Genomic DNA, 14575 nt, shown 5'->3' with positions numbered 1-14575 from the left:
AACAAAATGCCATTATGAAATTGATTATCTGCCTCTTTTTCGCTATTACCGTTTTTGGACAAGAAAAACCAATCGAAATAAAAATCGACTCTTTATCGGTTTTAAACTCCAGTGAAAGCGAGAGAAAATTTGTTTTACATTTCCACCTAACCAATCTCACCAACAAACCCATATCTTTTATCTTAAATCCAAAAGATCTTATTCCAATCGGAGCCGGCTCTCTCCGTCCCAATGTGTACTACAAACTTTATGAAAACGACACGGCAATTGAGGCTAACGGTATTTTAAATGGCGATAGTAGTATTAGGTACTTTAAATCGGAAGCTGAATACACTCGATATATTGATTCTGTTGACACTTACATAAAATCCAGAACTCCCGAACAATTATCTCAAATCAAGAAAGAGGGATTCTTGGAGCACATTCAAAATATGGAGGCTAATCAAACCAAACACTTCAGGTCAATTCTAGTCTGGGATAAAAGAAGATACCATAGAAACGATGCCATAGAATATTATATAGAAGAAAAAGAAAAGCATTTTATCGAACTCCACATCAACTTAATGACCGAAGAACTGCTTTCTGATTTTACAGCAGCTGAAAAAAAAGACGTCTTGAGCAACAAAATATTTATCAAGGGCTGGTTTACATCCAACAAAATGGAAATCGATTTAGGCGAATAAAAAAAGGAACCTCCTCGGTTCCTTTTCATTTATACAACTTTAATCAAATAGTAATTTTTCTTTCCTTTTTGCAGCATTAAAAACTGACCGTCAATCAAGTCCTTTTCGGTAATCACATAATCCGCTGTCACTTTTTCTTTGTTCAACGAAATCGCGTTTTGCTGTAACTCTCTTCTCGCTTCACTGTTCGAAGCCAGGAAACCGGTCTTGGCCGAAAGCACCGCTATCATATCCAAACCATTGGCTATATCCGCTTTTTCAACTTCGGCTTGTGGTACGCCTTCAAAGACTTCCAAGAAAGTTTTGGTGTCCAATTTTTTCAAATCGTCCATCGTCGGACTAAAAAACGCTCCGGAAGCAAAAATCGCTTTCTCCAACTCTTCTCTACCGTGAACAAAAGTAGTTACTTCTTCTGCTAAGCGCTTTTGCAACACACGCAAATGCGGCGCGGTTTGGTGCTCAGCAATCAAAGCGTCAATCGTATCTTTATCTAAAAAAGTGAAAATCTTAATGTATTTCTCTGCATCAACATCCGTAGTATTCAACCAAAACTGGTAAAATTTGTACACCGAAGTTTTATCCGCCGTCAACCAAACATTCCCGCCTTCGGATTTCCCGAATTTAGAACCATCGGCTTTCGTAATTAACGGACAAGTCATAGCGTAAGCTTTAGCGCCTTCGCCATTCATTCTGCGCACCAACTCCGTTCCCGTGGTAATATTACCCCATTGGTCGCTACCGCCCATTTGCAACAAACAATGGTGCGTCTTGTATAAATGATGAAAATCGTACCCTTGAATCAACTGATACGTAAACTCGGTAAAACTCATCCCTTCGCCACTTTCGCCACTCAAACGTTTCTTCACCGAATCCTTAGCCATCATGTAGTTTACGGTAATGCGTTTTCCCACATCACGCGCAAAATTGATAAACGAAAAATCCTTCATCCAATCGTAATTGTTCACCAAAATCGGAGCATTAGGCGCAGTCGAATTAAAGTCTAAAAAACGAGACAACACCGCTTTAATGCCGGCTACATTTTTTTCTAAAGTCGCTTCATCCAACAAATTGCGCTCGTCCGATTTCCCCGAAGGATCACCAATCATCCCCGTAGCACCACCAACCAAAGCAATAGGCTTGTGACCAAAACGCTCTAAGTGTACCAACAAAATAATCGGCACCAAACTCCCAATATGCAACGAATCGCTCGTCGGGTCAAACCCAATATAAGTGGTGGTCATTTCCTTTAAAAGTTGCTCTTCGGTTCCGGGCATCATATCGTGAACCAAGCCACGCCATTGCAATTCTGCTACTAAATTTTTCATCTCTCTAAGATAATATTTGTCAAAGGTGTTCAATGCAGTCGCCTTGCAGGCTCGTGTCATCCTAATAATTCTTTATGAGCGCAAAGATAAACAGAATTAGGAATTAGGAATTAGGAATTAGGAATTTTTAGGAGCGAAAGGCTCGGGATTTATCAGCTATCCATATTCCTGCTTTCCACTATACTTCGTGCCGCTCCAATCAGGGCTATAGGAAAATCTTTTCGCTGGCTTGGAAACCAAAAATAAATCCTAATTCCTAAATCCTAATTCGTAAATTTGAACTATGATTTTAGTCACAGGTGGAACCGGTTTAGTAGGCGCGCATTTGCTGTTGCAATTAACGGCAAACGAGACGGAAATTAGGGCCATATACCGAAACGAAAAAAACATCCGCAAAACCCAATCGCTGTTCCAATTGTATGGCAAGGAAGACCAATTCTACAAAATCCAATGGATGGAAGGCGATATTATCGACGTGCCGTCTTTAGAAAAAGCCTTTCAAGGCATTACACATGTTTACCACTGCGCCGCGCTAATCTCCTACAACCCGAAAGACGAAAACAAACTCCGCAAAACGAATATCGAAGGCACGGCCAACATCGTGAACTTTTGTATAGATTACAAGGTAAGCAAACTGTGCCACGTAAGTTCCATTGCGGCTTTGGGCGATTTAAAACCCAACGAAACCATTATAACAGAGGAAACCGAATGGAATCCGGAACACTCGCACAGCGATTACGCCATCTCTAAATACGGAGCCGAAATGGAAATTTGGCGCGGTCAGCAAGAAGGTTTAAATGTAGTGATTGTTAATCCGGGAGTGATTTTCGGAGCCGGTTTTTGGCAACAAGGCAGTGGTGTTTTCTTCTCTGCTGTTCAAAAAGGATTTCCTTTTTACACCAATGGTACTACCGGCTATGTAAGCGCCATCGATGTAGCTTCGATCATGATACAACTGATGGACAGCAATATCTCGGGCGAACGTTTCTCTGTGATAGCCGAAAATCGGTCTTTCAAAGACATCATCTTTTTAATTGCAGAAAAGTTGGGTGTCCAAAAACCAAAATTTGAGGCTAAACCTTGGATGTTAGCTTTAGGTTGGCGTTTGGATTGGCTTTCGGCGACTTTTTTAAACACCAAGAGAAAGTTATCTAAATACAGTACTCAATCACTTTTATCTTCTGACAATATCTCGAATGCTAAAATAAAAAATGCGTTGCATTTTGAGTTCCAACGCATCGATTCGGTTATAGACGAAGTGGTTCGCTTGCACCAAAAATAGTTACCTCACCATTGGTTCATCCGGATTAGGCGGAATGTTTCCTTCTGTTGAAGTTCCGTTAGCCTTTTGAGTTTCTTCCTCAAGGCGCCTTTTTACTTCCTGGTACATTTTTTTGTATTCTTCTATGTCGGAAGCATAATACTTATTGTTTTCTTCCCACTGCAAACTGTCAATTTGATACTTTTTGAACAAAAATTCATTCGCTTTTTTGGAACTAATGCCACCGTTTATGTTTTGCGATTTAACAGCTTCAAGCAAAGCTATGTCGAACAAAATATCGACCATCTTATCTTTATCAATTAACTTTTTAGGTTTTTCTACAGTATTAGCACAACTAACAAAAACTAACAAGAAAGCCAACAAAAGAGTTTTTATACGCATCTTCAAAATTTTAACAGTGTTCAACATCTTTTTAAGTTTAACGGTCAAATAACAATCTTTTTCCGAAAGGTTTTTCGTTGACCTTAAAATTCTGATACACTAAATTTCCGTTTACAAAAGTATGGGTAATTCTTGATTTAAAATTATACCCTTCAAAAGGTGACCAACCACATTGCGCCAAAATGTTTTCTTTTTTCACATTCCAAGGCATGGCAGGATTTACCAAAACTAAATCGGCATAATAGCCTTCTTTGATAAAACCTCGCTTTTCAATCTTGAAAATCTTGGCCGGATTGTGGCACATTTTTTCTACTATTTTTTCAATTGAAATTTTGCCTTGGTGATAGGCTTCGAACATCGCTACCACTGCATGTTGCACCAATGGTCCGCCTGATGGTGCTTTGGTATACACTTGTTGCTTTTCTTCTAAAGTATGCGGTGCATGATCGGTGGCAATCACATCGATTCGATCATCCAACAAAGCTTTCCATAAAGCGTCTTTGTCGGATGCTGTTTTTACTGCAGGATTCCATTTAATCAAATTGCCTTTAGTTTTGTAATCGGCATCGGTAAACCACAAATGATGAATACAAACTTCAGCGGTTATTTGCTTTTCTTCTAATGGAATTTTATTGGTAAATAACTCCATTTCCTTAGCCGTTGACAAATGAAAAACGTGTAATCTCGCACCGGTCTTTTTAGCCAGTTCGATGGCCTTGGAAGAAGACAAATAACAAGCTTCTTCGCTTCTAATCAGGTGATGGTATTCTACCGGAATGTCTTCACCAAACTCGGCTTTGTAGTGTTCCAAATTGGCTCTGATGGTACCTTCATCTTCGCAATGAACAGCAATCAACATTTTGGTAGAAGAAAATATTTTCTCTAAGGCTTCTTGGTTGTCCACCAACATATTTCCGGTTGAAGAACCTAAAAACAATTTTAGTCCGGCAACGTTTCTTGGGTTGGTTTTTAAGATTTCCTCCAAATTATCGTTGGTTCCGCCCATCATAAAAGAATAATTTACAAAAGATGTTTTGGCCGCAATTTGGTATTTGTCTTCTAAAAGCTCTTGGGTAACGGCATTCGGTACGGTGTTGGGTTGTTCTATAAAAGAAGTAATTCCACCGGCTACAGCAGCACGACTTTCGGAGGCTATGGTTCCTTTGTGGGTTAAACCCGGTTCACGAAAATGTACTTGGTCATCAATCGCTCCCGGCATTAGGTAATTGCCCTCTGCATCTATGACTTGACAGTTAGAAGATTTTGGAGTGATGTTGTCAGCTATTTCGACTATCCATTCGTTTTCAATCAAAACGTCACCTTCAACTATCTTTCCTTCATTTACAATTTTGGCATTTTTAATTAAAACGGTATTCATTTTCGTAAATTATAATCGGTTTAAAAACTTCCTGAATCGGAGAGAGATAACGCCAAAAATGGCTTCTTTGATAATGGCACCACTCATTTTGGATTGGCCTTTGGTGCGGTCGGTAAAAATCACCGGAACCTCAACAATTTTGAAATTTTTGGCAAAAGCCCTATATTTCATTTCTATTTGAAAGGCGTAACCAATAAACTTGATGGCATCTAAATTAATTTTTTCTAATACTTCGCGGCGGTAACAAATGAATCCGGCCGTAGCATCCATAATTTTCATTCCGGTAATCATTCGCACATACACCGAAGCGAAATAAGACAACAACACTCTGCTGAGCGGCCAATTCACCACATTCACACCGGTAACATACCGAGAACCGATAGCCAAATCAGCGCCGTTTTGACAAGCTTCATACAACTTGGCCAAGTCGTTGGGATTGTGTGAAAAGTCGGCATCCATTTCAAAAATATACTTGTAATTGTTTTGCATTGCCCACTTAAAGCCGTGTACATAAGCTGTCCCCAAACCGGCTTTTTTCTTTCTAACTTCAAGGAAAAGTTGGTTTTCAAATTCCTTTTGCAGTTCAACAACTTTATCGGCGGTTTTATCCGGAGAATTGTCATCTACAATGAGAACATGAAAAGATTTCGGTAAAGCAAAAACGGCTCGAATGATGCTTTCGATGTTTTCAATTTCGTTATAGGTAGGGATAATTACAATGCCGTCACTCATAAAGATGTAGTCATACTTTGTGCAAAAATAAACTTTTTATCAGTGTCTCATCTTAATAATATTATAATAATTTAACAAATAAAAAATTAGTAATTTTGCCTGATATATGACAGAAATTGTTTTTGAACCAAGGGTAATTGAAGCAAAAGATTGGGCCACATATCTTTTCGTTTTGTCGTTTGCATTAATTGCCGTTACCCGAACAGCTTTTGAAACCCGTTTCAATGATTTTTTGAGGATTTTAGTTTCCGACAAATACATTAAAGTGTACAAAGATCCTTCGCATTTGATGAGTGGTTTTACGGTACTGCTTTTTATTGTTCAAAGCATTTCTTTTGCCTTCTTTATACAAATGACGCTAAGTCATTTTGGGTATGTCTCTAAGACCGATTGGGTACTCTTTATCAGAATCCTGACTTTTTTTGGAGTTTTTGTGCTTTCCAAATTTCTGATTGAAAAGATTATTGCCACCGTTTTCAACATTGAAGAGTTTGCCGAACAACTCAATCTGCAAAAAGTGAGCTACAGAACTTTCATCAGCTTGTTGATTCTCCCATTGAACATCTATCTGTTTTACAGCGACAATTCATCAAATGCACTGCTTTTTTGCATTATTGGTATCATTTTAATAATAAACTTATATTCTTATTTGGTTTCATTGAAGATTTATCAAAACTTACTTATCGGCAAGTTGTTTTATTTTATTTTGTATCTTTGCGCACTTGAAATAGCACCGTACTATTTTATATATTATTTGATTACAAAAAATTTAGCACATTAAAATGTCAAATTTGAAAGTGAAAACAATTTTGGTCTCTCAACCGGAGCCAAAAGTAGAGAATTCACCTTATTTTGAGTTACAACAAAAACATAAGGTAAAAGTTGATTTCCGCTCGTTCATTCATGTCGAAGGAGTTAGTGCAAAAGACGTTAGGGCTCAAAAAATTGATCTCAACAACTATACGGCCATTATTTTAACCAGCAGAAATTCTGTGGATCACTTTTTTAGGGTAGCTGAAGAAATGCGTTATAAAGTCCCTGAAGATTTGAAATATTTTTGTCAATCTGAAGCTATTGCATTTTACTTACAGAAATACGTTGTATACCGCAAACGCAAGATATATGTGGGACAAAAAGACTTTGCTGATTTGTCTCCGCTAATCAAGAAATACAAAGACGAAAAGTTCTTGTTACCTGCTTCTGACCAATTGAATTACGATGTTCCTCAAACCTTGAACAATTTGAAAGTAGATTGGACTCAGGCAACCTTCTACAAAACAGTAATGAGTGACTTGTCGGATTTGGCGGATGTGTATTACGATGTTTTGGCTTTCTTTAGCCCTACCGGAATCAAATCGTTGTTCAAAAACTTCCCCGACTTCAAACAAAACAACACTCGCATTGCAGTTTTTGGAAGTACTACTCAAAAAGAAGCTTTAGAACACGGTTTAAGAATTGACATCTTGGCTCCAACTCCGGAGACTCCGTCTATGACTATGGCTTTAGAAAAATACATAGCCGAAGCCAACAAAGGAAAATAAAAACCATTCTAATTATAAAATAAAAAAGCCATTCGATTTGAATGGCTTTTTCTTTGGTTAGTTAGTTTGTTATACCTGCGGCCCGGCTTTTATCAAGCTTTGCCCTTGCTCATTATCGGTATATTGAGCGAAATTTTTAATGAATCTTGACGCCAAATCGGTTGCTTTAACATTCCAATCATTAGCGTTTTCATAAGTATCTCTCGGATCTAAAATGGCCGGATTCACATCGTGCAATGAGGTTGGCACCGCCAAATTGAAAACCGGAATGATTTTAGTCTCGGCTTTTTCAATAGAACCATCTAAAATAGCATCGATTATAGCGCGAGTATCTTTAATGGAAATGCGTTTTCCGGTGCCGTTCCAACCTGTATTCACCATATAGGCGGTAGCGTTATTCTCTTCCATCTTTTTAACCAATTCTTCACCGTACTTTGTTGGGTGTAAGGTTAAGAAAGCCTTTCCGAAACATGCTGAAAAAGTTGGCTCAGGTTGGGTAACTCCTCTTTCCGTTCCGGCTAACTTGGCCGTAAAACCGGACAAGAAGTAATATTGTGTTTGCTCCGGTGTTAATTTAGAAACCGGTGGCATTACTCCAAACGCATCTGCGGTTAAGAAAATCACTTTAGTGGCATGACCGGCTTTGGATACCGGTTTTACAATATTTTGAATGTGATAAATCGGATAAGAAACTCTGGTGTTTTGCGTTACCGAACCGTCTTTAAAATCAATTACACCGTTCGCATCAACTGTTACGTTCTCTAACAATGCATTTCTTTTAATAGCTCCATAAATATCCGGTTCGTTTTCTTGACTTAAATCGATGGTTTTAGCATAACAACCGCCTTCAAAATTGAAAACCCCTTCGTTATCCCAGCCATGCTCGTCATCTCCAATCAATTCGCGTTTAGGGTCGGTTGACAAAGTAGTTTTACCGGTTCCGGATAGCCCGAAAAATACGGCCACATCACCATCTTTTCCTTTATTGGCAGAACAGTGCATAGAAGCAATCCCTTGCAATGGTAAATAGTAATTCATCATAGCGAACATTCCTTTTTTCATTTCGCCACCATACCAAGTACCGCCAATCAACTGCATTTTTTCAGTTAAATTAAAAGCAATATACACTTCCGAGTTCAACCCGTGAGCAGCATAATCTTTGAAAGACGTTTTAGAACCGTTCATTACAATAAAATCAGGCTCTCCGAAATTAGCCAATTCTTCTTCCGTCGGACGGATAAACATATTGGTTACAAAATGGGCCTGCCAAGCCACTTCCATGATAAAGCGAACTTTTAAACGGGTGTTTTCGTTGGCACCACAAAAAGCATCAACCACATATAATTTTTTGCCGGATAACTGACTAACTGTAGTTTCTTTTAAAGCTTCCCAAGTGTTTTGAGATATAGGTTTGTTGTCATTAACTGCTTTTTCGGAATTCCACCAAATGGTGTTTTCGGTTACTGCGTCCTTAACAATATATTTGTCTTTAGGTGATCTTCCGGTAAATACTCCGGTCATCACATTTACTGCTCCTAATTCTGTAAGTTGTCCTTTTTCGTAACCTTGCAGATTCGGATTTAATTCGTCATTGTATAATTTTTCAAAAGAGGGATTATGAATGATTTCTTGAACGTTTTTGATACCGTATTGGTCTAACGAAATCGATTTCGTAATTTGAGCGTAGTTCTCCATAAAATTGAGTTTGTGTTGTATTATGAATCAGGCTACAAAGGTAAAAATTAAATTTCAGAAACTATTTTTTTCTCTGAATATTATTTTCTCCGCAGTGTTAAATTCCACAATAACGCTGTCCAGCCCAATATTAACAAGGCTCCGCCGATCGGTGTAACGATACCCAACGGTCTGAAATCAATTCCGGTAATGGTCTTGGTTGCTAAAAAATAAATTGAGCCTGAGAAAAAAATTATCCCAACAACTACCAACTGAAAGATTTTTTTCTTGACTTTATCATCAACCAAAGCGGTCATGCCTAAAAACAACAAAAAAAGCGCATGATACATCTGATACTTGACTCCGGTTTCAAAGGTATTTAACTCGTCAACTGTTAATACTTTTTTTAAAGCATGGGCACCGAATGCACCTAAAATAATGGCCGCTGCACCTAAAATTAAGCCATAGCTTGTGATTTTTCTTTCCATAGGTTTAGTGTTGAATACTATTTTACAAATTTATCCGTTATTTCTAATAAGAATTAAAGTAATTTCACTTTTCTTTTAGTGACTGGCCTTTTTTAAAATTTTATATTTGCAGCTTAATTTTCCACTATGAAAAAAAATTTTTGGGGCTTTTGCCTATTCGTTTTGGGTTTTTCAAATTCGAGTTTTGGTCAGGCAGTTAAATCCGGAGAAAAATTGGTTTATGCAGGTTCGTATAACATGAGCGGATTAATGACACAATTAGCTCAGGTTACCATGAGCACCGAAACCGTATCGACCTCCAAAAACGCCTATTTGCACTTGAGTTGCGAATTGTCTACTTATAGCAAATGGGATTCATTTTTTAAAATTCGCGACATATACGAGTCTTATGTAAACCCGGCAAACCTAAAACCCAGTTTGTACAAAAGAAGCATAGACGAAGGCGGCTATACCAAAAAGGAAAAATATGCATTCAAAGGGAATACTGTAAACAGTACCACTAAGCGAAAAAGCAAACCGGAAACCCAAAAAACTTTCACCATCGGAGGTGCAACGCAAGATGTGATTTCCCTTTTATACAAAGTAAGAACTATCGATTTCAGCAAATTTAAAGTAGGACAAACCCAAAATTTGATGATTGTTTTCGACGAAAAACAAATTCCGGTTACCCTGAGATTTATGGGTAAAGAAACGGTTAACGCCGGGAATTTGGGTAAAAAAGAATGCTACAAATTGTCTATCGGAGCCAAAACAGATGCTTTAAGAGGCAAAGATAAAAACCTGATTTGGCTTACCGCTGATGCTAAAAAAATTCCGGCTTTACTAAAATTTAGTATTCCGGTTGGCACGGGACAGTTAACTTTAACATCCGCCACCGGCATTTAAAACAAACCACATGAGAAAAATCTTTTTGATATTATCCGTTGTATTTGGCCTCTTAGGCATCGCATTCACCATATTACCACTGGATACTTTGGCTTTTTTACCAATTGGATTCGCTCTTGTCTTTGGATTGCTAACCTTAAAACAATCTCAAGACAGCCAAAAGAAATTCCCGAAAATCATTTTAACGATTGCCGCATTATGCTCAGCTGTAGTCTTAGGCAAAACTTTATTGGTAAAAGATGAAGTAGCCACCGACACCCAATTCGAACAACAAAAAATCGAAACCAAACAAGAAGCCAAAAAGGAACTCGAAGAAATAGAAGGTTTAGAATAACTTAAAGTCCATCCGAAACGATGGGCTTTTTTGTTACAATCAAATTCATACATTTGTTGCCAACAACAAACAAACGCATGAGACAAATTCTGATTATCGGTGCCGGTCGTTCCGCATCTTCCCTGATACAATACCTTTTAAACAAATCCAACGAAGAAAATTTACACCTAACCATAGGCGATTTGTCGTTGGAATTGGCACAACGCAAAACCAACAACCATCCGAACGCCACGGCCATTGCGCTCGACATCAACAACGAAGCCCAACGCCAAGCTGAAATCCAAAAAGCCGACATCGTAATCTCTATGTTACCGGCACACATGCACATCGAAGTGGCAAAAGATTGTGTAACCTTCCAAAAAAATATGGTCACGGCTTCCTATATCTCCGATGCCATGCAAAGCTTAGATGCCGAAGTCAAAGCCAAAGGATTGATTTTTATGAACGAAATCGGGCTCGACCCGGGCATCGATCATATGAGCGCGATGAAAGTCATAGACGACATCAAAGCCAAAGGCGGCAAAATGATTTTATTCGAATCTTTCTGCGGCGGTTTAGTAGCACCGGAAAGCGACACCAATTTGTGGAACTATAAATTCACTTGGGCACCGCGAAATGTAGTATTGGCCGGTCAAGGCGGCGCTTCCAAATTCATCCAAGAAGGCAAATACAAATACATCCCGTACCACAAATTGTTCCGCAGAACCGAGTTCTTAGAAGTGGAAGGCTACGGCAAATTTGAAGGCTACGCCAACCGCGATTCGCTAAAATACCGCAGTGTGTATGGTTTAGACGATGTGCTCACGCTGTACCGCGGCACCATTCGTCGCGTAGGATTCTCCAAAGCCTGGAACATGTTTGTGCAATTGGGCATGACAGACGACACTTACATAATGGAAGACTCAGAAAACATGAGCTACCGCGACTTCATCAATTCGTTCCTGCCGTATTCGCCAACCGATTCGGTGGAAATCAAAACCCGTTTGCAATTGGGTATTGAGCAAGACGATATTATGTGGGACAAACTACTCGAACTCGATTTGTTCAACCCTAATAAAAAGGTCGGACTCAAAAATGCCACACCGGCGCAAATCTTAGAACGCATCCTCAACGACAGCTGGTCGCTCCAACCCGAAGACAAAGACATGATTGTCATGTACCACAAATTCGGCTACGAAATAAACGGCGCGCGCCAACAAATCGACTCTAAAATGGTTTGCATCGGCGACGACCAAACCTATACCGCCATGGCTAAAACCGTAGGGTTGCCGGTAGCTATGGCGACTTTGCAAATCCTCAACGGCAACATCAAAACGCCAGGGGTACAACTGCCCATCCGTCCCGAAGTGTATAACCCAATCTTAAAAGAATTGGAAACCTTCGGCGTGGTTTTCAAAGAAACCGAAATGCCTTATGTAGGCTACAATCCGGACCGATTGTTAGGGAATTAATAAAGTGTCTGAGTCACTAAGTTGTTGATTTATTGGAAGCGAATGGCTCGGGCATTTTTGGAATCCATATTCCTGCTGTCCGTTCTACTTCGTGCCACTCCCATCAGGGCTAAAGAGGTTTCCGTTTTCTTTTCAGCGAACAACAATAAAACCAAAATCTTAACCGATTTTGGTTTTTTTATTTAAAACATAAAGTAAATCACTATTTTTACTTTAAATATTTGACTCATGAAAATTAACCAGCTGCAAATTGAAATTGATGGCATCGACAAAGAAATCCTCCGCGACCTTATGGAAGATGCCCGAAAGCCCATTTTACAAATCGCCAATAAAATCGGCATTTCCGGTGCCGCCATTCACCAACGGTTGCGCAAACTCGAAGAAGCTGGTGTAATTTCGGGCTCTAAAGTCGTGATAGACAATAAAGTGTTAGGCTATAAAACCATGGCCTTCATTGGCATTTATTTAGACAAAGCTTCGAGCAATGCCGACGCCGTAAGAGAACTCAAAAAAATTCCCGAAGTATTGGAGTGCCACTACACCACGGGAAACTGGAGTATCCTGATTAAAATTATTTGCCGCGACAACGAACACTTAATGCAATTGCTCAACAAAAAAATTCAACCCATTGAAGGCGTTTCGAGAACGGAGACTTTTATTTCGTTAGAACAACAGTTAGAACGACAGATACAGCTTTAATTGTGAGTTGCGGGTTGCGGGTTTCGTTAGTTCGAATGGTTTTTACGGAACGCAGTGAAGTGAAAATTGACCCGAGGCTTTAGCCGAATTGAGCGAAGCTAATCGAGAACCTTTGCTTGCAAGTACACTTATTGCTTCTCTCTAGCCCCGAGTGAAGAGGTTACCGCGTAACCCGAAAAGCGGGAAAACGGACCACTGTTAAAGCCCGAGCCTTTCCGCTCCCAAATAAAAAACCCGCTACTTTCGTAACGGGTTTATTTTTATTCGTCTCTGGAACCTCCGAAAACTTGCAGCGCCCAATACAAGAGTGAAGCCAAAGCACCAATAGCGGCGACTACATACGTTCGGGCGGCCCATTTTAAGGCGTCTTCGGCACCGGCGTATTCTTGCTGACTCACCATGTTTTTGTTTTTTAACCAAGCCAAAGCACGATTACTAGCGTCGTATTCTACCGGTAAAGTAATAAAACTGAAAGCAGTAGCGACTGCCATCAACAACAATCCGGCTACAGCTATGTAAAATCCGAGACCTAAACCGGCTGCAGCGCCTAAAATTAAACCCCCGATAATTAACCATTGCGACATACCGGAAGCTACATTAACAATAGGCACCAACTGCGAGCGCAACTGCAACATATTATAAGCTGTGGCATGTTGTACGGCATGACCGCATTCGTGAGCGGCTACGGCTGCAGCGGCGGCATTGCGTTGGTTGTAAACACCTTCGCTTAAGTTAACCGTTTTGTCGGTTGGATTGTAATGGTCTGTCAATTGGCCGGGTGTGGAAATCACTTTTACATCGTATATGCCGTGATCGTGTAGCATTTGAGTGGCAATTTCGGCACCACTCATACCATTGCGCAAGTGTAAATGGGAATACTCCTCAAACTTGCTTTTGAGTTTTGAACTTACCGCAAAACTCACCAAAGCAATCAAACCGATTAAAATATAATAGCCTAACATAATTTCTGAATTTAAGTTTCTAAACTTGCTTCAAAAGGTGCGCCAAAGCTAAACCAATGACAGCTTGTCATTATAACAAAGTAATTCCAAAAACAAAACGGTTATTCCCTGATTCGCCTATGTTGTTTAAAACGCTACCAAATTCCGAGTCATAACGCCCGCGGGTTAAGGCAAATTCATAACCGGCGTTGACTTTGAGTTGGAAACTCGATTTTCTAAATAAATAAGCTGAAACTGAAGGCCCAAAATACAACATTTGATTGTTAAAACTCACGTGCCCACTATTGCTGTTCGGATCTAAATCGTTTAAGTCGATGGTGTTGTTTTTGGAATAAATATCATATTGGCTGCCCATATAGGCTAACGAAAGTCCGGTGGTGAAAGCAAACTTCTCTTGGTTCACCAAATTGTAATGTACTCTCATTCGGGTATTGAACCCACGGTATTTCATTTCGTTGTTGTCTTTCTCAGGCTTGGCAAACAAAAACCCAAACTCGATATCCCCGGAGTATTCTTTACCGAAAACGTTGAATCCGAAAGTCAATTCGGGCACAAAACTGTCCAACTCCGGTAAATCGGCATTGCTGAGTTTTTTGTTGAGATTCATGTTGTCGTTAATATTACCGTTGAATCCGATATAACCATCGACTTTAACTTTTTTAGTTTTAGTAGAATCAGACGATTGCACCTGACTAAAACTTGCATAAGAAGACAATAAGACTAAAGTGAATAATACTTTTTTCATAAGGTTTGTTTTTAA

General features: G+C 39.4%; 16 protein-coding genes. 8 read left to right on the top strand and 8 right to left on the bottom strand.

All coding sequences use genetic code 11. From position 1 onward, the window contains the following. The first annotated feature begins 14 nt into the window (after positions 1-14). Positions 15-683 carry a hypothetical protein gene (locus ACJG85_RS04330; protein ID WP_412477006.1) on the top strand — a complete coding sequence of 223 codons (669 nt, stop codon included), beginning with the start codon at positions 15-17 and terminating at the stop codon, positions 681-683. A 29-nt stretch (positions 684-712) separates the two neighbouring features. On the opposite strand, the gene tyrS is transcribed toward ACJG85_RS04330, so the two are convergent. Continuing rightward, positions 713-2008: a tyrosine--tRNA ligase gene (gene tyrS / locus ACJG85_RS04325; RefSeq protein WP_412477005.1), complete on the bottom strand. Its 1296-nt coding sequence runs from the start codon at positions 2006-2008 to the stop codon at positions 713-715. A gap of 283 nt (positions 2009-2291) precedes the next feature. Between tyrS and ACJG85_RS04320 the strand changes: the two genes are divergently transcribed. Beyond that, entirely contained in the window at positions 2292-3290 is a 999-nt protein-coding gene (locus ACJG85_RS04320; RefSeq protein ID WP_412477004.1) for an NAD-dependent epimerase/dehydratase family protein, read from the top strand. Here ACJG85_RS04320 and ACJG85_RS04315 read toward each other — a convergent pair whose 3' ends face one another. The 3 genes from ACJG85_RS04315 to ACJG85_RS04305 are packed head-to-tail and all read right to left on the bottom strand — an operon-like array spanning position 3291 to position 5781. After that, on the bottom strand, positions 3291-3671 hold the full coding sequence (locus ACJG85_RS04315; protein WP_409675993.1) for a DUF4296 domain-containing protein: 381 nt from the start codon (positions 3669-3671) through the stop codon (positions 3291-3293). Between the two features lie 37 nt (positions 3672-3708). Continuing rightward, on the bottom strand, positions 3709-5049 hold the full coding sequence (locus ACJG85_RS04310) for a dihydroorotase (RefSeq protein WP_412477003.1): 1341 nt from the start codon (positions 5047-5049) through the stop codon (positions 3709-3711). A gap of 9 nt (positions 5050-5058) precedes the next feature. Next, positions 5059-5781, bottom strand: coding sequence for a polyprenol monophosphomannose synthase (locus ACJG85_RS04305; protein WP_409675987.1), 723 nt, complete (start codon positions 5779-5781; stop codon positions 5059-5061). A 106-nt stretch (positions 5782-5887) separates the two neighbouring features. Between ACJG85_RS04305 and ACJG85_RS04300 the strand changes: the two genes are divergently transcribed. Both ACJG85_RS04300 and ACJG85_RS04295 read left to right on the top strand, forming a co-directional pair. Further along, positions 5888-6562, top strand: coding sequence for a DUF4271 domain-containing protein (locus tag ACJG85_RS04300; RefSeq protein ID WP_409675984.1), 675 nt, complete (start codon positions 5888-5890; stop codon positions 6560-6562). A gap of 10 nt (positions 6563-6572) precedes the next feature. Next, complete coding sequence (locus ACJG85_RS04295; protein ID WP_409676216.1) at positions 6573-7322, top strand: uroporphyrinogen-III synthase; 750 nt, start codon at positions 6573-6575, stop codon at positions 7320-7322. Between the two features lie 69 nt (positions 7323-7391). On the opposite strand, the gene pckA is transcribed toward ACJG85_RS04295, so the two are convergent. Both pckA and ACJG85_RS04285 read right to left on the bottom strand, forming a co-directional pair. Then, positions 7392-9017 (bottom strand): phosphoenolpyruvate carboxykinase (ATP), encoded by a 1626-nt coding sequence (gene pckA, locus ACJG85_RS04290; protein ID WP_409675981.1) that lies wholly within the window; start codon positions 9015-9017, stop codon positions 7392-7394. An 80-nt stretch (positions 9018-9097) separates the two neighbouring features. Next, positions 9098-9484: a DUF423 domain-containing protein gene (locus ACJG85_RS04285; protein ID WP_409675978.1), complete on the bottom strand. Its 387-nt coding sequence runs from the start codon at positions 9482-9484 to the stop codon at positions 9098-9100. Positions 9485-9610: 126 nt separating this feature from the next. On the opposite strand from ACJG85_RS04285, the gene ACJG85_RS04280 reads away from it, so the two are divergent. The 4 genes from ACJG85_RS04280 to ACJG85_RS04265 all read left to right on the top strand — a co-directional run bounded on the left by ACJG85_RS04280 (position 9611) and on the right by ACJG85_RS04265 (position 12853). Further along, a complete protein-coding gene (locus tag ACJG85_RS04280; RefSeq protein ID WP_412477002.1) occupies positions 9611-10369 on the top strand; it encodes a DUF3108 domain-containing protein in 759 nt (252 codons plus the stop codon). Positions 10370-10379: 10 nt separating this feature from the next. After that, positions 10380-10703, top strand: a complete 324-nt coding sequence (locus ACJG85_RS04275; RefSeq protein WP_412464959.1) for a hypothetical protein — start codon at positions 10380-10382, stop codon at positions 10701-10703. A 77-nt stretch (positions 10704-10780) separates the two neighbouring features. Next, entirely contained in the window at positions 10781-12154 is a 1374-nt protein-coding gene (locus tag ACJG85_RS04270) for a saccharopine dehydrogenase family protein (protein ID WP_412464958.1), read from the top strand. A 228-nt stretch (positions 12155-12382) separates the two neighbouring features. Then, positions 12383-12853, top strand: coding sequence for an Lrp/AsnC family transcriptional regulator (locus ACJG85_RS04265; RefSeq protein ID WP_290874052.1), 471 nt, complete (start codon positions 12383-12385; stop codon positions 12851-12853). Between the two features lie 260 nt (positions 12854-13113). On the opposite strand, the gene ACJG85_RS04260 is transcribed toward ACJG85_RS04265, so the two are convergent. Together ACJG85_RS04260 and ACJG85_RS04255 are read right to left on the bottom strand one after the other, a co-directional pair. Then, complete coding sequence (locus ACJG85_RS04260; RefSeq protein WP_409675963.1) at positions 13114-13815, bottom strand: zinc metallopeptidase; 702 nt, start codon at positions 13813-13815, stop codon at positions 13114-13116. A 70-nt stretch (positions 13816-13885) separates the two neighbouring features. Continuing rightward, positions 13886-14560 (bottom strand): hypothetical protein, encoded by a 675-nt coding sequence (locus ACJG85_RS04255; protein WP_409675960.1) that lies wholly within the window; start codon positions 14558-14560, stop codon positions 13886-13888. Positions 14561-14575 lie beyond the last annotated feature (15 nt).

The sequence above is a fragment of the Flavobacterium mekongense genome, from assembly GCF_047038255.1.
Taxonomy (GTDB): Bacteria; Bacteroidota; Bacteroidia; order Flavobacteriales; family Flavobacteriaceae; genus Flavobacterium; species Flavobacterium mekongense.
Note: the sequence above shows the minus strand (reverse complement) of the source record. Positions and strands in the feature narration are given on the sequence as shown.